Origin of the sequence: Legionella sp. km535 (assembly GCF_003990085.1) — a bacterium.
Taxonomy (GTDB): Bacteria; Pseudomonadota; Gammaproteobacteria; order Legionellales; family Legionellaceae; genus Legionella; species Legionella moravica.
The window spans coordinates 23,776-42,479 of the sequence record NZ_RZGU01000024.1 but is presented as its reverse complement, the minus strand read 5'-3'; the positions used below and the strand labels follow the sequence as shown (position 1 = coordinate 42,479).

Genomic DNA, 18,704 nt, shown 5'->3' with positions numbered 1-18,704 from the left:
ACTACATTAATACAGGACAAATCAAGGGCTAGAAAGTAAGCTTATTTAACAACCCACAGCGCCATAAAATCACTGACCTTCATAGCAGCCAGCATATTAGTATCACTCATTGCATGCATGATTTGTTCCACTCGTTCTGCAGGTAATCGAGTACTCAGGTTATTCTTGAACTTGGAAATTAACACAGGAATACCCTCTTCACGTCTACGTTTATGACCAATTGGATATTCCACAGTAATTAAATCGCTTTCTGTCCCGTCTTTGAATACCAGTTTGATGCTGTTTGCAATGGATCGTTTTTCAGGATCATGATATTCACGAGAAAAACGCTCATTTTCAGTCACATGCATTTTAGCTCTTAAAGCATCAATTCGTGGATCTGCTGCAGCGGCATTTTCATAATGCTCTGCCTTTAAATCACCGAACAGCAACCCAATGGCCACCATATACTGTAAGCAATGATCTCTGTCTGCAGGATTATGCAAAGCTCCTTGTTTGCTTATTATTCGGATAGCCGATTCATGTGTGACCAGCTCAATGCGTGCTATGTCATCATAGCGTTGTTCGACTAATGGATGTAAAGCGACCGCACATTCAACAGCAGTTTGCGCATGAAATTCTGCAGGATAAGACAGTTTAAATAAAACGTTTTCCATGACATAACTGCCATAAGATCGTTGAAATTTAAATGGCTTTTTATCAAATAATACGTCATAAAAACCCCAGGTAGGCGCACTTAAAGCGCTGGGATATCCCATCTCACCTGCTTTAGCAATTAAGGCCAGGCGCACTGCTCGAGATGTAGCATCCCCTGCCGCCCAGGATTTTCTGGAGCCCGCATTAGGAGCGTGTCGGTATGTTCTTAAACTTTGCCCATCCACAAAAACCTGAGATAAAGTTCGTAACATCATGTCGCGACCAGCACCAAAAAGTTGCGCGGCTACCGCGGCACTGGCAATCTTAACCAGAAAAACATGATCTAATCCTACACGATTAAAACTGTTTTCTAGTGCAATACATCCTTGAATCTCATGAGCTTTAATCATTGCCGTTAATACATCATGCATCAAAATGGGAGCATTTCCTTCACCACACCGTTGTCTGCATAAATAATCTGCAACAGCTAATATAGCCCCTAAATTATCGGATGGATGTCCCCACTCAGCGGCAAGCCAGGTATCATTAAAATCCAGCCAACGTATCATGGTTCCAATATTAAAGGCAGCCTGAACAGGATCGAGTTCATAATCAGTTCCTGGAACTCGAGCTCCACCGGAGAGGGTAGCTCCCGGAACTACTGGGCCCATCAGCTTGGTACATTCGGAAAAATTCAGCGCTAACAGACCACAGCCTAAAGTATCCATTAAACAGAGACGTGCAGTTTCATAGGCCAGTACACTATCAATTTTAGTGTTTAAAACATAATCGACTATATCCACGATCACCTGATCGTAATCAGGTTTCACATTATCTTCTACATAACTGCTCATATTAACCTCTATCCTTAATTTCAGTGAATGCTCTTCGTTCAGGACCAATATATTCAGAAGTTGGGCGGATCAGTTTATTATTGGCTCTTTGTTCAAATACATGGGCAGACCAGCCTGTAATTCGAGACATGACAAAAATAGGAGTAAACAGTTGAGTAGGTATTCCACAATAGTGATACGCCGAAGCACTATAGAAATCAAGATTGGGAAATAGTTTCTTTTCGCTCCACATCACCTCTTCTATCCGCTCGGAGATGTGATACAGCGTCAAGTCTCCTTTCGCTTCGCCAAGTCTGAAAGACCATTTTTTAATAATATCAGAACGCGGATCACTTGTAGTGTAAACCCTATGGCCAAAGCCCATGATCAATGCTTTGTTTGCCAGCATGTGCTTTAATCCGGATTCAGCTTCATCGGGTGTTTTAAACTTCTCAATCAGTTCCATGGCCGCTTCGTTAGCGCCTCCGTGTAAAGGACCACGAAGAGTGCCAATAGCACTGGTAATTGCAGAATAGAAATCAGACAGTGTCGCAGCTGTAACTCGTGCAGCAAAGGTTGATGCATTAAACTCATGTTCTGCATAGAGAATGAGCGATACATTCATCATATCAGATTCTATTTTCTCAGGTTTTCTATGGTGCAACAGTTCCAGGAAATGGCCGCCAGTGGTTTGTTCATCACTGTATCCGGAAATTTCCCTGTTTTCATAATGATAGGCATACCAATAGCACATAATTCCAGGAAAGAGCGCCAAAAGCCTGTCAGCAATTTCATATTGTTGCGAAAAATTATTCTCAGGCTCAATATTCCCCAAAAAAGAACAGGCAGTTCTTAATACATCCATTGGGTGTGTGTTTTTGGGAATCAATTTCAGTACGGTTTTTAATTGTTCGGGTAGACCTCTCAAACTTATTAGTTTTTTCGTATACTGATCCAATTCGCTTTGTGTTGGAAGATGACCATAATTTAATAAATAGGCAACCTCTTCGAAACTTGCATATTCGGCTAAATCATCAATAGAATAACCTCTGTAATTTAAACCTTTCCCTGCCAGGCCAACAGTAGCAATTGCTGATTGTCCAGCAACAACACCGGCTAAACCTCCACTCTTACTACTCATTTTCTTCCTCCATCAGTTGGTCCAGCTTTTCCTCGTATTTATGGTATCCAAGAACAGCATACAGCTCTTCTCGGGTTTGCATTGCATCAAGAACTGTTTTTTGTGAGCCTTGCTGGACTATAGTCTCATAAGTTGTTAATGCAGCTTTTGACATTGCTCTGAATGCACTCAAAGGATAAAGAATTAATGATACTCCTGCATCATTGAGTTCATCTCGAGTAAATAATGGTGTTTTACCAAATTCGGTTATATTGGCCAGTACCGGTACTTTGATACTTTGTGTAAATATTCGATATTCATCCAAAGTAGTCATTGCTTCAGGAAATATCATATCAGCGCCCAACTCGACACAAAGTTGAGCCCGTTCAATAGCGGCACTCATACCTTCTACTGCATAGGCATCAGTTCTTGCCATAATAACAAAATCAGGATCTACACGCGCATCGACCGCTGCTTTAATTCGATCCCCCATTTCCTTTTCGGAAACAATCGCTTTATTGGGTCTATGACCACATCGTTTGGCTAACACTTGATCTTCGATGTGAATCGCTGCTACACCTGTTTTCTCCATAAGTTTGATGGTACGGCCAATATTAAAGGCATGTCCCCATCCTGTATCCACGTCAACTAAAAGAGGTAATGAAGATATATCGGTTATTCGGCGGGCATCTTCAAGAACTTGTGATAAATTGGTCATCCCAAGGTCAGGTATGCCATAAGATGCATTAGCTACACCAGCGCCTGAAAGATAGATAGCTTTACAACCTGCAGATTCTGCTAACATTGCGGTATATGCATTAATGGTACCCAATACCTGCAGTGGTTTATTGTCCTGTACAGCGCGTCTGAATGCTTTTCCCATTGATTTGGTCATTCCGTCTTACTCCTTTGACCTAAAGGTTTATTATTATGCTCTAATGAGAAGTCCTTCTCAATCCATTTTGCTAAATTACTAAGTGTCCTTTGAGATACCATCGGCAATAGCCAGATATAAACACGCGGAGGTCCATCAATTCGCAAAACAACTCCCCTTTCCTGTGCAGCCCCTGAATAGCTCGTAAACTGGATTTATTCAATTTATCGGCCCAGTATGGTGTTAATACACAGTGAGCTGATCCGGTAACAGGATCTTCTGAAATACTGTGCTTGGGGTAAAAGCACCGAGAATAGAAATCGGCCTCTGAACTTAAAGAAGTAACTATCAAGCCACGTTTAGGTAGCTTCATCAATTTTTTTAAGTCAACTTGAGCCTCTTGAACCTGCGCCTCATTTTCGAGAACAACCAAATAATCGAGTTCACTGTCGTATGCTTCAATTACAGGTTGATCTATCAAGCTCACGATAGTCTCTGAGGAAATGGAATGAGCGTACTGAAATCTGGGAAAGTCAAGGGTAAGTCTATCTTTTCTTCGCAGTACAGAGAGCTGGCCGCTTAAACTATGAAAAGTTATGCAGTCAGAAAGACATTTCCCTAATTCAAAAAGCACAAAACTGGCAGCAAGCGTAGCATGCCCGCACAAGGAAATTTCTCCATTCGGTGTGAACCAACGGATGTGAAATCCATTCGGAGCTTCAATAATGAAAGCAGTTTCTGATAAATTATTTTCTGCCGCTATTGCAAGAAGCAATTCATCGTTTAGCCAATCATCGAGCAAACAGACAGCCGCTGAATTTCCATGAAATACCTTGTCTGTAAACGCATCAATTTGAAAAAAGTCGATACTATGCACAATCTGCTCACATGATGAAATTGTTGATTATAGCTGATAAAGTGACGATTTTTAATAAAAAAAGCTATCCATTTAATTACTTATCCTGGAAATCGTGAACACAGCGATGGTGTTAATTACAGATGAGCTCTATTTGCCACGAGTTATGTTTTTTCGTATAAATCGGCTGGGAGCTATGGCATGAATAAGACTTCTTGGCAAGCAGCCAATTTCATTATTAACAAGAGAAGCCAACCATTCAGAACATAAAGGGATGGTCGTTAATCCTCGTGATCCAAATCCAGCGCAAACAAATAGCCCAGGAATATAAGGGCCAGGTTGTGGAATCCATCTTTTAGAGTTTGTCTCTAACCCTGAATATAGCGCACGAAAATCTTGTTCCAAAGCAACTGGACCTACAACAGGAAGATAATCCGGAGTGGATGCTCTTACCGCGGCCCAGTGATGAATAATTTCCCTGGACCATATATCCGGTGCTGAAATATTTAAGAGTTTGTTTAAATTGCTTAAATCATCCTCTGCAGAGGGTTGTTCTGAAGTATCACCAAGGTTATAGCTGGCACCAAAATAATGCTTGCCGTCTAAAGAGGGCAAAACATGTCCCTCCGCACACAGGGGTATTTTAAGTTTGGAGCTTTTTGGTGTTGAGCAAATTGAAGACATTTGTCCGCGAATCTGTTTAATCGGTATGCCTTTAGTTTCAGTAAAGGAGTTTATCTTGTTTCCCGCACATAAAATTAATACATCTGCTGCTTTATTAGTAATAATCCAGCTTGAACCATCATAGTGTAATGAATCAACCTGTGTATTCTCAATCAAAGTGATTTCTTTTCTGTCGATTAAACGCTGGCAAAGAAGCGGTGAGTTAATCCACCCGGACAAAGGAATATACAGTCCTGATTCATTGAGGCTCACACCGGACAATTCAGAGCCTTTGTCTCGTTCGACCAACTCACCAAGCTCGGGATAGTGCTGCAGCCAAGATTTAATGCTTTGATGGGCTTGTTGTTCTTTAAGGTTGTATGCCAGCAAAAGAGAGCCGCCTAAATGACCAAGCTCTGGATGTTGCTTTAACAAATCCTTGTATACTCTGTTCGCATATAGAAACGATGAAAGCATTAGTTGCGTTAGTGGTGATTTATAGGCAGACAATTTGGGGAATATTACCGCTTGATGATTGGCGGAAGCTGCCGAGCCAACCATTGTTTTTTCCTCAAAAAGTGTCACTCTCCAGCCTCTTTTGGCGAGACAATGAGCAATGAAGCACCCAGCAAGCCCCCCTCCTACAACATGTACTGATTTATTTCCTGATTTTAAGGGAACTCCAGTATGCCAGGGTGTTTCTCGCTTTTTTATTTTATAGGGTGGTATCCCATGAAAGATCCCTGTAAGCATATGGCGTTTAGGGCCAAATCCCTTTTTCTTCTCAAGAATAAAACCTGCTTTTGATAACGCGGCTTTAACTGTGCCTGCGGCAGTATACGTTGCACAAGTAGACTCTTTTTTTGATAGCATGGCTACTATTGATAAAAGTGAATCGGTCCACATATCTGCATTTTTTGCAGGAGAAAATCCATCCAGATACCATGAATCGATAAAACCTGGACGCAGTTGGGATTCAAGTTGGGAATCACCACAAACTAACAATTGCTCAAAACACTCCAGAGCATCTCCGAGCATGAGGGTAAGTTTAACTCGTCCCTTACAAAAGGATAAATAATGATAGCCCTGAGTTAGGACCGGATATTGTTCCAATAGTTGCGCGCTTTGAACTGATAATTCTGGCCATAGTGTTAAACACTGTTTTAAGTCGTTGAATTTCAGTGGATGTTTTTCACAGGAAAAATAATGGAGATGCGCTGATTCAGGTGCATATTCTTCCCATAACTTGAGAGTCAGGAGAAAATTTAAACCCATACCAAACCCTGTTTCTCCAAGATTAAACAAGGAATAGGTATTTTTAGGAAGCTCTAACCATCTATTGATGAGATTGTTCCCGTCAATAAATACGTAACGACTTTGTCTGATTCCACTTTCAGCGGAATGATATACATCATTATAATTTTTAGAATATGGCAAATCATCGAACCAATCAAGATCTGCCGTTTCAATAGGTACAAATGGACTACTCAAATACCGCTTCTCTCTCTGCTACATTAATATTATTACCCTGTACAACATCATGCTTTTTTTCCTGAATTAATTTCCTTAATTTAGGAACTAACATCAGAAGTATAAATGAAGAACCTATAGCAAATAAACCCAATCCCAAAAACACATGACTGTATCCCGTATTAGTCTCAAGGGGCGAGGTACTGCTCTGACCTACAATCATCAAGTTTGAACTATAACTTGATAGTGTCGCCCCTACACCAGTAATCAGCATCCACATCCCCATCATGACACCCTGAAGAGATGTTGGAGCCAGGTAGCCTATCATGGCATAACCAATTGGCGATATTAAAAGTTCCCCAATGCTCTGCAAAATAAAACAAATGACTATCCAGCCGGGGTTCACCATTCCATAAGTACTTGCATAGAGAATACCTACCGGGAGTATTGCGAATGCTAATCCAATACATAATAAAGCAAGCGCAAATTGTGTTGGAATATTGATTTGAACTCCCTTTGCACGCATTCTGGCAAACATTGTGCCGAATAAAGGCCCACCAATAACTATAGTAACTGTGTTTATATTTTGAAACCATTGTGGCGGAATAATCCATCCACCATATTCTCTCTGTACGTTATGATCGATGAATACTGTCAATCCCATTGGACCTATTTGATAAAGCATCCAAAAAATAGCACCTACTATCATCAAAATGGCAAAGGCTAAAATTTTATCCCTGGCTTCTTTCGTTGGTTGTTGGTATGCAATGTAAAACGTCAAAGCCAGCATGGTTATACCTGTTGCAATAACCAGTTTATTAGCCCAGTCCGCATATTGCAGCATTTGACTTAGCACTAAGGGAAGTAAAATAATGAACAGTAACCCCATTGTTGTGGCGTTCTTCTGGGACTGTTTATCTTTTTTCGAAAAGCTTGTTCCCTTGTCGGCTAATTGGTGCCAATAATAAAGACAGATGAGCAAAGCAATTAAATTTCCAAGGCTGCTAAGCAGGAAGAGCCTTGGGTAGTTTTGGGATATTTGAAATACACCACTCAAGCTGAATCCCACGAAAAAACCAATATTCATGCCTGCGTAATTCCATAAAAAGGCAGTCTCACGTCGAGTGTCTTCAGGTGAGAATCTTTGCGTAAGCATACAATTAACACAGGTTACATTTAAACCTGAACCCGTTAAAAAAGCGGCAAGACCATAGTACAGAAAGGTAACTCCACCAATGGATAAAAGCACACAGCCAACAACCTGTGCAATCATACCAATGCAGAACAGGGTTCTGTTCGATAATAATCGCCCACCCCAAAACCCTCCAAGTAAGTGCAGGGCAAAATTAAATGCAATAAAAACTCCCATAATGCTATTTGCTGTGGCAACCTGCAACCCCAGTTTACCTTTCATGTATAAAACCAGGGTCGAGTAAAGAACACTGAAACTAAGTGTTGAAACGACTTGTATAAAAAAAAGTGCGATAGTTCCTTCTGGTATCTCACTCCATGGGGCTCTTTTTTTACCCAATATCGACATACTATGCTTTCCTTTGCCAACTGATTTACTACCAAGAATGACACGGAGAAAAAATACTGTCCAGTGTTTTAAAATGAAAACAATCAATGAAAAACTGAATTGAAATCAATCATCTTGAAAGTACTGTTTTAACCTTTTAATTGCTTCAACACTCGCTCTGCAGCACTTTGAGTCTTTTGTATTTCTTGTTCACCATGGGCACTGGAAACAAAGCCAGCCTCATACATGGATGGTGCCAAATATACTCCATTCTCCAGCATACCATGAAAGAATTTTTTGAATAATTGCTCATCCGAGGAAGCAACATCTGCATAATCCCAGATCTGCTCTTTATCAGTAAAACAGAATCCGAACATTCCTCCTAATGACGCCGTAAATAAAGGTACATGCAGCGTATTAGCTACCTCTGACAAAGCTGAAATCAAGTTATTGGTTGTATGATTCAGTTGGTTAAAAAATCCAGGTTGTTCTATTTCATTCAAAGTAGCTAATCCAGCTGCCATGGCAAGAGGATTACCTGAAAGTGTCCCTGCCTGATAAACAGGTCCTTCGGGAGCAAGAAAGGACATAATCTCTGAACTACCTCCCAATGCACCAACAGGCATTCCGCCACCAATAACTTTGCCAAAAGTAGTAATATCCGGTTTAATTCCAAATAAGTCTTGAGCTCCATGTAAACCTACCCGGAATCCTGTCATCACTTCATCAAAAATTAATACCGCGTTGTAGTGATCGCACAACTCGCGCAGTCCCTGTAAAAAACCGGGTTTTGGAAGAATGAATCCCATGTTGCCAGCAACTGGTTCCAAAATAATTGTCGCAATCTCATTTGGGTATTTTTCGAATAATTGCTCGACCTGTTCAAGGTTATTAAAATCAGCTGTTAACGTATGCTCGGTAATGCTTGCAGGAATTCCTGGTGTTGATGGGATACCCAAAGTGAGCAAACCGGAACCGGCTTTTACGAGCAATCCGTCACTATGACCATGATAACAGCCATTGAATTTGATTAATTTGTTTTTATTGGTAAATCCACGAGCCAGTCGTATCGCAGTCATCGTCGCTTCGGTACCTGAATTGACCATTCGTACTTTTTCAACAGATGGCACAAGAGATATAATTTTTTTAGCTAAAAGTATTTCAAGCTCTGTTGGCGCTCCGAAACTCATTCCGCTATGTAAAACTTGATTTACTGCTTCGATAATTTTTGGATGGCAATGTCCGAGAATAAGAGGCCCCCAAGAGCCTACATAATCGATGTAGTGATTATTATCTTCATCAATAAGATATGCGCCTTTACCTTGTTTAAAAAAAAGAGGGTCGCCACCTACTCCTTTGAATGCTCGAACGGGAGAATTAACACCACCTGGAATAACAGATTGAGCCTGAACAAATAAATCGGAAGATCGGGACATAGAAACACTCACATGAAAAATTAGAAATAAAAAAAAATTAAAAGCAAAAATAGGTTGAGATGCTTAAGGAGACATAGGCAATCCTCATCACATCAGCATTCGTCATCAATTGACCTTGAGTTTTGTCAACAAATACCACCCAATGTTACTTATGTAAGCAAAACTTAGTACTTTGATGGTACAATTATTTAGATAGATTATCAAAAAAATCTGCATTGATTCGAGGTTTAACTTTACTTAATGAACAACAATAGATAAATTACCTCATTTTTTTAAGAGTATTCACTATGCAAGAGTATAAAAAGTACATATGCGTTATCTGCGGTTTTATTTATGATGAAGCTGAAGGATGGCCGGAAGATGGTATTGAACCAGGCACTTTGTGGGCTGATGTTCCTGAAAACTGGTTTTGCCCTGACTGTGGAGCCGGTAAAGAAGATTTTGATATGGTAGAAATCGATTAGGTTCTGTTAGCAATTAACTCTTGTTTAATTGCTTTATAACCACTGAAAGTTAAAATGAATCAAGTACTGTCCCTGTTTATGATTTAAACACATAAACAGGGAAATACTAGAAGCTCAAAATGCATCAAAAAGGTTTAACCACAACCAAAATCACAATAAAAATGAGCAAAAGAGTCGGCAACTCATTAAATATCCGATAAAACCGGGATGACTTTGTATTTTTGTCTCGCGCAAACAGTTTAAGATAATGGCCACAGGTTAAATGGTAAATCCATAATAGAAGAACCAGAAATAATTTGCCGTGCATCCAGCCTGCCTTTAGATAATAACCCATGTTAAAATAAATCAACCACAAGCCAAGCACCGTAGTCAGAATCGCTGCTGGCCAGGTTATTCCATAATATAACCTTCGCTCCATTATTTTAAATCGATCAAGGCTAATGCTATCTTGTGTTGTTGAGTGATATACAAACAACCGGGGTAAATAAAACAATCCGGCAAACCAGGCTACAAGTGCAATAATGTGAAACGCTTTGATGAATAACATATTACTTCCTCGTCATTTTTTTTCGTTTTTTTCTTGTACGCTTCAGTAAGTTCAAGGATTCGACTCCTAACGAAAATCCCATCGCAAAATATAAATACCCTCTTGGTATATGAAACGAAAAGCCATCGGCAACCAGAACAGTACCAATCAATATCAAGTAACTTAGAGCCAGCATTTTTATAGTAGGATGTTTCGAAATAAATTCACTAACAGGCTCACTGGCATAAATCATAATAATAATGGCACAGGTAATGGCAAGCGCCATAACCCAAAAACGTGTAGTTAAACCAACAGCAGTTAATACACTATCCAGAGAAAATATAACATCCAGTAATGCTACCTGAATAATGACTCCTCTGAACGTTGCAGAGGCTGTAGTATTCTTGGGAACGGCTTGTGTTCTTGATTCATTGGTCACGTCCTGATGAATTTCATCCGTTGATTTCCATATCAGGAAAGCGCCGCCAAGACAAAGAAATATATCTCGTGCAGAAAATGAAATTCCGCCTATTGAAACTAAAGGTTTTACCAATTTAACCATGTATACCGCGGAGGCCAGCAATAATAACCGGGTCATCCAGGCAAAAGTAAGCCCCCATCTTCGAGCTTTTTTTCTTTTTTCCTGGGGCAACTTTTCAGTCAGTATTGATAAGATAACCAGGTTATCTATACCTAAAACAACCTCCAGAATAATCAATGCAATTAAACTTAAGGCGACATCAAAAAATTCCATATGCTATCTCTGTAAAATTTTAGAAGAACCATTCTCTCTAAAATATTTGTAAAGGTAAATGATTCACTTTATTCATTTGCTTCGTTATAATTATTTTGGGTTTATTAATCATGTGAGAATCAGCAATCATCAAATTTATCAAAAAGCTGTTAAAGAAAAACAGAGGTCATAAGCCTCCGATTAACTCAGCGTACATTATTCCACGAACCAAGCATTCTATATCTAAAACAGATATAAGTAATAATGCTATAAAAGTGCTCAATCGCCTGATCAGCAGCGGATTTCAGGCTTATCTTGTTGGGGGCAGTGTTCGTGATTTATTACTTCATAAAGCACCCAAAGATTTTGATGTTGCTACTAATGCCACGCCCAATGAAATTAAAAACCTGTTTCGCAATGGACGTATCATTGGTCGACGCTTCAAATTGGTTCATATATTATTCCACAGAGAAATTATTGAAGTAGCAACATTTAGAGGACATGATGCTGTTGACTCCAGTCAACAGACCAATGAACGAGGCATGCTTGTTCGCGACAATGTATATGGAACACTTGATGAAGATGCCTGGCGAAGAGATTTCACCATCAACTCCTTATACTATAACATTGATGACTCAACCATTATCGATTTTACCGGTGGGGTTAACGACGTACAGCAAAAGTTAATTCGAATGATTGGTGATCCGGTAACACGTTATAAAGAAGATCCGGTTCGAATGCTGAGAGCTATTCGATTTAGTGCTAAACTGCACTTTAAACTAGCTCCGGAAACCGAAGCACCATTCCCCGATATCAGTCATTTGATCACTCATGTTTCCAACTCCCGCTTATTCGATGAAATGACCAAACTGTACCAGTGTGGTGAAGCCGAAACGGTGCAAAAATTATTAATCCAATATGGATTATTTGAACACTTATGCCCTCAGACTTTTAAATTGTTTCAAAGTGACTATCCAGTTCATGCTTTGCTGGGCATTGCATTGGAAAATACAGATACTCGTATTCGGGACAACAAACCAGTAACACCAGCATTTCTGTTTGCTGTATTGTTATGGTTTCCCATGATTGAAACATCGAAAAAACTACAAAGTGAGGGAATGGATCCCTTGCCAGCAATAGAGAAAGCAATGTCCCTGACTATTGCTGAACAAAATAAAATTATATCCATTCCCAAACGTTACAGTCAGGTAATCAGAGAAATATGGCTTTTGCAATATCGATTTTCCAAGCGATTGGGTGGTCGAGCATTTAATTTGCTTCAACATCCCCGCTTCAGAGCAGCATTTGATTTTATGGCTTTAAGAGCATTGGCCGGAGATGAATCAATTGAATTAGCTCAATGGTGGACGAATTTTCAGGAAGTTGATGAAGAGGAACAGGCTAAAATGGTGACACTTCTGACCCCTCCCTCATCTTCAAAACCAAGGCGAAGACGCAAACCCAAAGCAGCCAAATGAATAGTTGTTATTTGAGTCTGGGATCGAATCAAAAAGCACCTGAACGTCACATAAGAATGGCCATTAAGGATCTTCAGACCATCCCAGTAACTTCAGTATTATCCTGTTCCAGCTTGTACTGGACAAAAGCCTGGGGCCTGACAACTCAACAAGATTTTTGTAATGTAGTAGTTAAAATAGCTACATTTCTAAAACCCGAACTGTTATTAAAATGGTGCCAGAAAATAGAAAAGCAGCATCAACGAGTCAGAAAAAAACGATGGGGCCCCCGAACTCTTGATATCGATATTATATTATACGGAAATAGAACTCTTCATACGAAGAACCTGATAATTCCTCATCCTCACTACTTGGCAAGGGACTTTGTGATTAAACCATTATTAGAAATTAACCCAACAATGAACAGGTAGCTCAAAGGTGCAAGGTCATTGATCGACTACAATTAATTTAACGCAGTTACTACAAATGAGGTTACTATGTATAAAAATATTTTATTTGCTTCAGATTTGCTAAATGAGCACTATCACCTTGCAGAAAAAGCAGCCAATATTGCCAAACAATTCAATGCAAAATTATATCTGTTACATGTGATCGAATTACCTGCCAGTGTACAATTGGCTCAAGGACTAGGCTTTACTGAATTAGCAAATCCGGCAAAGGACGATGCTCAAACCGTTTTATCTTTGATTGGTGAAAATCTTAATATTCCAACAGATCAACAGTTTGTAGAAATTGGTTCTGTCAAAGAAAATATATTTGAGAAAGTTAAAGAATTAAATTGCCAGTTAATAATCATCGGCAATCATTCGTCCAAAGGAATTCAAACTTTTCTTGGAAGCACTGCTCATGCTACTGTAAATCATGCACCATGCGATGTATTAACATTAAAAATTTAAGCAAGAGCATAGTTTTTGGCAAAGGAATAAATTATTTACTTAAACTCTTAAAATCAACGGAATGATTGTGTTAATATCATTCAATCACTCCGTTGAATGACTCGATACAGGCATGAAATCACTTTCTACAGCATGGCAATCCTATAGCAAATGCCGCAGCAAACTCTGGTGGCCACTCAGTTTTTTACTATTAACTCCTTTAGCTGCCTTGATTGCATTTGGGGTAATTATTCCCTTGGGCCTCGAAAGTCTCGGTTTTATTACATTTAAACATCCTATTTTGAATTTTATCTATCTTACCTTAGCTGGAGTCCTTGTCTTTTTTTCATTGTTTCCATTGCTTGACGGATTATATAAAGCTATATTTTCTTACCTTGATGGTGAAGAAATCGATGAGAATTCGGGGTTTAAGGATTTATATAATTCAGCAAATACCGGTATCGGCTTATTTGTGATGATTATTTTAATTGCTCTTGTAAACATAATTGGAGCTTTTATTCCATTTCTAAAATTACCCATCATATTAATTACTTACCCTTGTATTATTTTTACTCCTTTATTAACCGTCACAAACAACGCCGCTCCCTATTTTGCCTGGCGAGAGTCAATTAAATTAGCCATTGGAAATTGGCGCTTAACCTTAAAAATATATTTCGTGCGTCTCTTAACACTTGCCTCTTTAATAGCCCCGATAGTTCTAATGATGTGGTCAGCGCATCTCCCTAGAGCCCTGTTTCTACTTGTTCTATTTTTAGCGCCGATTGTTTTGGTATACAACCTGATTAAAGTATTTCCTTTTTATTTCTTCTATCCAGCATATGAATACAAACAAACCCTTAATTGACACGCGCATTGATGATGTCCACAAAATTTAGCAAATTTGCGGATACAAAAGGAACATTGAAATCACAGGGTATGGTGATATATATTCAAAACGACTTGGTAAGGTTTTTTGGACGGTAGTCAATACCGGATAAATCAGATGCTAAATGGGTGGAGAATTAATTCAGCAGCGAAAAGCAAAACGTTGATCTGAGTTGATTCGTTGCATCAGTTCCTCACCTTTTCGTCCTCCGTCTGTATTCATAACAGTATTCAATAACCCTGTCCACCCCGGAACTTTGTCAATATCTCCTGCGGCAATAAGATCCTTTGATATTTGTTGATGTTTTAGACTTATTTTTTCAAAATCGTCTGGCTTCCCTATAAACAAGTGCACTTTAATCCCTTTAGCTTGAGCTGATTCAATAAATTGGAGTATTTCATCTTCAGGAGTATCCTCTGGAAAACAGGTTATCATTTTAGGCTCATAATCTTTATGAGCGCCAACTGGATGAGCTATTGTTTCCAGGATAATATCGGTCATACAAGCCATATCGTCCTTTCTTACTTGTTCCGGGATCTTTAATATCCAGCTATCAGGAAAAAATTTCTGCTCAATGATGAAAATGGAACCTGAATTTTTGGATTTAAATTCATAATGTAGCGGAGAGTCAGAACTGCTTTTTTGCAGGTGCTTAAATAGTGAGGGGTTAGGAGCAAGCTCAAATTGCATAGCTGCATTTCGTGCATTCATTGCCTCAACAGCATTCAAAAACTCTTCATATCGTGCTTTAGCAGCTGCTTTTTCATCCTGTATTACATCGGGCATATACTACCTCATATATAGGAATCCCTAGTTTTAGTATATACCAACATCCTTAATGAAAAATTATCCAGGTTGCGCAGGTAATCGTTATATATTTATAAACCAGGTAACGTCCATGAAATTTTTGCAGACACTATATAATCTTGTTTAAATGAACTCCAGGGACGTATCCTTAATTTGCATAGCTGTCCCATTAAAAATATGACGTCTTTCCGAGAGTAGCGAGGAATCTCCTGCAAGGTTGCACGATCCCATTAAAATGCGGCCATTAAAATCATATTAAGAGTTGAGTCTCCCCAGCCAGTCTTTTTCTACAGGCGCCTAATGCTCATATCCTTAAATTTCTTTTTGGTATTTTGTAACATGTTCAAAATAATATGCCGAACCATCGCCCTATTTTAAGGAGCATGATCTTTGCGTACACGAGAATCCTCTTCACGTGTCGAAATGATATAAAAATCCAGGTACATCTTCTGATGACATCATTAAATTTCTTGTTAAAAACAAAAAGAGCTTAAAAGGTAATGATAATTAATGCATTAATTCAGATTATGCCAATTTGCAGGAGAATCCTCGCTAGGCTCGGAAAGACGTCACATTTTTAATGGGAAAGCCGTGCCTTAATTTGAAGAGGTTTATTTGGTAAGATTTGGTATTGTTGTTTTGAGAATTAACGAAGTGAAATCAACAGGAACGAGTGTCATGAATAATTCAATCCATATTGTTTGCCCTTATTGCCAGACAACAAATCGTTTAAATTCAGAACGACTGGCCGAACATCCCAAGTGTGGGAAGTGTAAAAAATCTCTTTTTTATGGAATGCCAATTGCTTTAGATACAGCACAGTTTGATCTTCATCTCAAAAAGAATGATATTCCATTGCTCATTGATTTTTGGGCCGAATGGTGTGGTCCATGTAAAATGATGGGGTCTTACTTTGAAGCGGCTGCAAAACTTATTGAGCCCGACGTTAGATTTATTAAAATCAACACAGAGTCTGAAAAGACATTAGCCGCTCGCTATCATATTCAAAGTATTCCGACTTTAATACTTGTTTCCAATGGAGAAGAGAAGGCTAGACGTTCAGGAGTAATGAGTACTCAAGATATAGTTCGCTGGATTAGGAGCTGTTGACATTTCATTATGTTCAAGCCTACTTTCCGCGACTTGTTCGCGGAATCGATAGATCTTGCGCAAAACAAGAATATATTGCGCCTATAAAGAGTGAATTGGATCCCGCGAACAAGTCGCGAGACGTCGAAACTTGAATTATCAATAGACCCTAAACAATATTTTTAAGATTTAGTATCAATTCGCATTAATTCAGGTCGACCTGGAGAACATAAAAGCATTTTTAAAGAGCTATTTTTTCTGGGAGAAAGGTGTTATGTTCATTTGATTCCTATTTAAAATCCGCCTGGAACCCTTGCTGCATACAAGCAACAATTTTTAATATAAACTAACCCGTGAGTAAACTGACAATTCACTCGTCCGTGTACCGTGTTTTAAACGCACTAATTCTGAATTATAAAATCAAACAACAGCCCTGGCTATGCACTGCAGTCACTAATGACAGTGGCAATGTTTTAAACCTATCCCATTCTTTGGTTTCTTCGTTTAGTATATCTATGTGAACCCCAACTACGCTATTCCTTAACGTATTTAATATTTTTTCTACCTTTTTGGGGTTGTTGAGATGTTTGCCTTTATATTCTGTTGTTCTATCATCCGTTAATTCTTTTAAAGCCTGTAAAGACAATCTAAATTCGGCGGAATATCTGTAAGTAAAGTGGCGTTCACTTATAGCATCCATACCTTTCGGAGCTTTTTCGCTATCGAGATTAACAGTCAGCACTTCATGAAAATCAAAACGTTCCGGCTGAGTCGACAAAATGGATAATATATAATCGCTTTTTTTTATATTTGCAACATCGATAAACGATTCATCACGCGAATCTAAAGTGTCTTTGAGTACAACAAAACTAACTCCATTGACCACCTTCCCTTTTCCGTCTATACGCTCAAACATGCCTATCTCCATTTTTAACGTAGTTACTTCAAATAGTTCCACTGATCTACAGCCCTTTATGTTTTATCAGATGTTTCTAACCATACCCCCAATTGATATTACTGATTGATGACACCCATTACATGCATCTCTATTTTTTGCTTTTAACCCGCTTCATCAATCTTCTTTTTTTATTGACCTGGCGTTGAGATAATTTATTTTTCTTCTCTGCAAATGGATTTGCTCCTCCCCTGAACTCAATTTTTAAGGGAGTTCCAACCAAGCCAAGATGTTTAATGAACTCATTGTTCAAATAACGCTTATAACTATCCGGTAATGCGTCAAGCTGATTGCCATGAATTACTATGACTGGTGGATTATGCCCACCAATATGTGCATAACGTAATTTGATTCTTCGTCCACTCACACAGGGCGGTGTGTGCTTAGTACTAATGTCCTGTAATAAGCGGGTTAATCGGGGGGTTGAGAAGGATTGCGTGGCTGACTCATAGGCTTCATTGATGTCTTTAAACAACCCGCCTACTCCACTACCATGCAATGCTGAAATAAATCGGACTTTAGCAAAATTTGCGAAATGCAGGCGACGAGCTAATTCGTCTTTAACTCGTTCTTTATGCTCCTCATCCAGACCATCCCATTTATTGAAGGCTATGACCAAAGCTTTACCCGATTCAATAATAAAACCAAGTAAATTCATATCCTGATCGGTAATCCCTTCTTTTGCATCCAATAATTGTAAGCAAACGTTAGATTCTTTAATGGCCTGCAGTGTCTTAATTACAGAGAATTTTTCAATTTTTTCATCCACACGCGATTTTCTGCGAACACCTGCAGTATCGATAAGGACATACTTCCGCTCATCACGTTCAAAAGGAATAGAGATACTGTCTCGGGTCGTACCGGGCATATCGAACACAACTACTCGTTCTTCACCTAATATTCTGTTAATTAATGTAGACTTTCCAACATTGGGTCTTCCGGCAAAAGCTATTTTAATAGTATTGTCTTGAACCGTATCACTTGCTTCAGGAATCGCATATGGAAGAAGAATGGTCTCTAATAGTGAGCTAATACCACTTCCATGAGCAGCTGAAATCGAGTGAACATCGCTAATGCCTAACGATTGAAAATCAGAGCAGGCAATATCATCATCCAAACCTTCTGTTTTATTAACGACCAAATGAACTTTTTTGTTCAGTTTTCGCAAATTAATCGCAATTTGCTTATCAATCCCCGTTAAACCAGACCGACCATCTACCAAAAAAAGAACAGCGTCAGCTTCATTTAATGCAATGGCGGATTGTTTGGACATCAAACTGTCAACAGCGATATCATCTACCCCGATCCCGCCAGTATCGACAACGATATACGGCTTATTATTATACAAGGCCTGTCCGTATTGCCTGTCACGGGTAAGGCCAGGAAAATCAGCAACAAGAGCATCCTGCGTTTTAGTTAATCGATTAAATAACGTCGATTTGCCAACATTAGGACGCCCAACAAGAGCAATTACTGGAATCATT

18 protein-coding genes are annotated in these 18,704 nt (G+C 39.1%); 6 read left to right on the top strand and 12 right to left on the bottom strand.

The features are described 5' to 3' along the window. Positions 1 to 41: 41 nt before the first annotated feature. The 7 genes from ELY21_RS13100 to hemL form a co-directional block, all read right to left on the bottom strand. Complete coding sequence (locus ELY21_RS13100; protein WP_199741716.1) at positions 42 to 1,490, bottom strand: bifunctional 2-methylcitrate dehydratase/aconitate hydratase; 1,449 nt, start codon at positions 1,488 to 1,490, stop codon at positions 42 to 44. 1 nt (position 1,491) lies between these two features. Further along, a complete protein-coding gene (gene prpC, locus ELY21_RS13095; protein ID WP_127110150.1) occupies positions 1,492 to 2,610 on the bottom strand; it encodes a 2-methylcitrate synthase in 1,119 nt (372 codons plus the stop codon). After that, positions 2,603 to 3,484: a methylisocitrate lyase gene (gene prpB / locus ELY21_RS13090; protein ID WP_127110148.1), complete on the bottom strand. Its 882-nt coding sequence runs from the start codon at positions 3,482 to 3,484 to the stop codon at positions 2,603 to 2,605. Before prpB ends, prpC begins: the two co-directional genes overlap by 8 nt. Positions 3,485 to 3,554: 70 nt before the next feature. Beyond that, complete coding sequence (locus tag ELY21_RS13085; protein WP_127110146.1) at positions 3,555 to 4,340, bottom strand: PhzF family phenazine biosynthesis protein; 786 nt, start codon at positions 4,338 to 4,340, stop codon at positions 3,555 to 3,557. 129 nt (positions 4,341 to 4,469) lie between these two features. Then, positions 4,470 to 6,473: a bifunctional tRNA (5-methylaminomethyl-2-thiouridine)(34)-methyltransferase MnmD/FAD-dependent 5-carboxymethylaminomethyl-2-thiouridine(34) oxidoreductase MnmC gene (gene mnmC, locus ELY21_RS13080; RefSeq protein ID WP_127110144.1), complete on the bottom strand. Its 2,004-nt coding sequence runs from the start codon at positions 6,471 to 6,473 to the stop codon at positions 4,470 to 4,472. Continuing rightward, positions 6,466 to 7,992 carry a peptide MFS transporter gene (locus ELY21_RS13075; protein ID WP_127110142.1) on the bottom strand — a complete coding sequence of 509 codons (1,527 nt, stop codon included), beginning with the start codon at positions 7,990 to 7,992 and terminating at the stop codon, positions 6,466 to 6,468. The genes mnmC and ELY21_RS13075 overlap by 8 nt, the downstream gene beginning before the upstream one ends. A 128-nt stretch (positions 7,993 to 8,120) precedes the next feature. Continuing rightward, positions 8,121 to 9,407, bottom strand: a complete 1,287-nt coding sequence (gene hemL, locus ELY21_RS13070) for a glutamate-1-semialdehyde 2,1-aminomutase (RefSeq protein ID WP_199741715.1) — start codon at positions 9,405 to 9,407, stop codon at positions 8,121 to 8,123. 287 nt (positions 9,408 to 9,694) lie between these two features. Between hemL and ELY21_RS13065 the strand changes: the two genes are divergently transcribed. After that, on the top strand, positions 9,695 to 9,871 hold the full coding sequence (locus tag ELY21_RS13065) for a rubredoxin (protein WP_028384658.1): 177 nt from the start codon (positions 9,695 to 9,697) through the stop codon (positions 9,869 to 9,871). A gap of 124 nt (positions 9,872 to 9,995) precedes the next feature. Here the strand turns inward: ELY21_RS13065 and hemJ are convergent, their stop codons facing one another. Both hemJ and ELY21_RS13055 read right to left on the bottom strand, forming a co-directional pair. Further along, the gene (hemJ, locus tag ELY21_RS13060) at positions 9,996 to 10,418 is read right to left on the bottom strand and encodes a protoporphyrinogen oxidase HemJ (protein ID WP_127110138.1); all 423 of its coding nucleotides are present in this window, start codon (positions 10,416 to 10,418) and stop codon (positions 9,996 to 9,998) included. Position 10,419: 1 nt separating this feature from the next. Further along, the gene (locus ELY21_RS13055; protein WP_127110136.1) at positions 10,420 to 11,151 is read right to left on the bottom strand and encodes a TerC family protein; all 732 of its coding nucleotides are present in this window, start codon (positions 11,149 to 11,151) and stop codon (positions 10,420 to 10,422) included. Between the two features lie 146 nt (positions 11,152 to 11,297). On the opposite strand from ELY21_RS13055, the gene pcnB reads away from it, so the two are divergent. From pcnB to ELY21_RS13035, 4 genes are all read left to right on the top strand, one after another. After that, positions 11,298 to 12,608: a polynucleotide adenylyltransferase PcnB gene (pcnB, locus tag ELY21_RS13050; RefSeq protein WP_127110134.1), complete on the top strand. Its 1,311-nt coding sequence runs from the start codon at positions 11,298 to 11,300 to the stop codon at positions 12,606 to 12,608. Continuing rightward, positions 12,605 to 13,018: a 2-amino-4-hydroxy-6-hydroxymethyldihydropteridine diphosphokinase gene (folK, locus tag ELY21_RS13045; RefSeq protein WP_028384662.1), complete on the top strand. Its 414-nt coding sequence runs from the start codon at positions 12,605 to 12,607 to the stop codon at positions 13,016 to 13,018. Before pcnB ends, folK begins: the two co-directional genes overlap by 4 nt. 66 nt (positions 13,019 to 13,084) lie before the next feature. Then, a complete protein-coding gene (locus ELY21_RS13040) occupies positions 13,085 to 13,504 on the top strand; it encodes a universal stress protein (protein ID WP_127110132.1) in 420 nt (139 codons plus the stop codon). 112 nt (positions 13,505 to 13,616) lie between these two features. After that, positions 13,617 to 14,348, top strand: a complete 732-nt coding sequence (locus tag ELY21_RS13035) for a hypothetical protein (RefSeq protein ID WP_127110130.1) — start codon at positions 13,617 to 13,619, stop codon at positions 14,346 to 14,348. Positions 14,349 to 14,510: 162 nt separating this feature from the next. Here ELY21_RS13035 and ELY21_RS13030 read toward each other — a convergent pair whose 3' ends face one another. Then, positions 14,511 to 15,155: a hypothetical protein gene (locus ELY21_RS13030; RefSeq protein WP_127110128.1), complete on the bottom strand. Its 645-nt coding sequence runs from the start codon at positions 15,153 to 15,155 to the stop codon at positions 14,511 to 14,513. Positions 15,156 to 15,854: 699 nt separating this feature from the next. Between ELY21_RS13030 and trxC the strand changes: the two genes are divergently transcribed. Further along, positions 15,855 to 16,286: a thioredoxin TrxC gene (gene trxC / locus ELY21_RS13025; RefSeq protein ID WP_127110126.1), complete on the top strand. Its 432-nt coding sequence runs from the start codon at positions 15,855 to 15,857 to the stop codon at positions 16,284 to 16,286. Between the two features lie 391 nt (positions 16,287 to 16,677). Here trxC and ELY21_RS13020 read toward each other — a convergent pair whose 3' ends face one another. Continuing rightward, positions 16,678 to 17,181 carry a hypothetical protein gene (locus ELY21_RS13020; protein WP_127110124.1) on the bottom strand — a complete coding sequence of 168 codons (504 nt, stop codon included), beginning with the start codon at positions 17,179 to 17,181 and terminating at the stop codon, positions 16,678 to 16,680. A 130-nt stretch (positions 17,182 to 17,311) separates the two neighbouring features. Then, entirely contained in the window at positions 17,312 to 18,703 is a 1,392-nt protein-coding gene (der, locus tag ELY21_RS13015; RefSeq protein WP_127110122.1) for a ribosome biogenesis GTPase Der, read from the bottom strand. Position 18,704 lies beyond the last annotated feature (1 nt).

Coding starts and splice junctions, on each gene's coding strand:
- ELY21_RS13065 (WP_028384658.1), top strand. CDS start 9,695: ATGCAAGAGTATAAAAAGTACATATGCGTTATCTGCGGTTTTATTTAT.
- ELY21_RS13040 (WP_127110132.1), top strand. CDS start 13,085: ATGTATAAAAATATTTTATTTGCTTCAGATTTGCTAAATGAGCACTAT.
- trxC (WP_127110126.1), top strand. CDS start 15,855: ATGAATAATTCAATCCATATTGTTTGCCCTTATTGCCAGACAACAAAT.
- ELY21_RS13100 (WP_199741716.1), bottom strand. CDS start 1,490: ATGAGCAGTTATGTAGAAGATAATGTGAAACCTGATTACGATCAGGTG.
- ELY21_RS13030 (WP_127110128.1), bottom strand. CDS start 15,155: ATGCCCGATGTAATACAGGATGAAAAAGCAGCTGCTAAAGCACGATAT.
- ELY21_RS13075 (WP_127110142.1), bottom strand. CDS start 7,992: ATGTCGATATTGGGTAAAAAAAGAGCCCCATGGAGTGAGATACCAGAA.
- ELY21_RS13055 (WP_127110136.1), bottom strand. CDS start 11,151: ATGGAATTTTTTGATGTCGCCTTAAGTTTAATTGCATTGATTATTCTG.
- der (WP_127110122.1), bottom strand. CDS start 18,703: ATGATTCCAGTAATTGCTCTTGTTGGGCGTCCTAATGTTGGCAAATCG.
- hemJ (WP_127110138.1), bottom strand. CDS start 10,418: ATGTTATTCATCAAAGCGTTTCACATTATTGCACTTGTAGCCTGGTTT.
- hemL (WP_199741715.1), bottom strand. CDS start 9,407: ATGTCCCGATCTTCCGATTTATTTGTTCAGGCTCAATCTGTTATTCCA.
- prpC (WP_127110150.1), bottom strand. CDS start 2,610: ATGAGTAGTAAGAGTGGAGGTTTAGCCGGTGTTGTTGCTGGACAATCA.
- ELY21_RS13020 (WP_127110124.1), bottom strand. CDS start 17,181: ATGTTTGAGCGTATAGACGGAAAAGGGAAGGTGGTCAATGGAGTTAGT.
- folK (WP_028384662.1), top strand. CDS start 12,605: ATGAATAGTTGTTATTTGAGTCTGGGATCGAATCAAAAAGCACCTGAA.
- ELY21_RS13035 (WP_127110130.1), top strand. CDS start 13,617: ATGAAATCACTTTCTACAGCATGGCAATCCTATAGCAAATGCCGCAGC.
- prpB (WP_127110148.1), bottom strand. CDS start 3,484: ATGACCAAATCAATGGGAAAAGCATTCAGACGCGCTGTACAGGACAAT.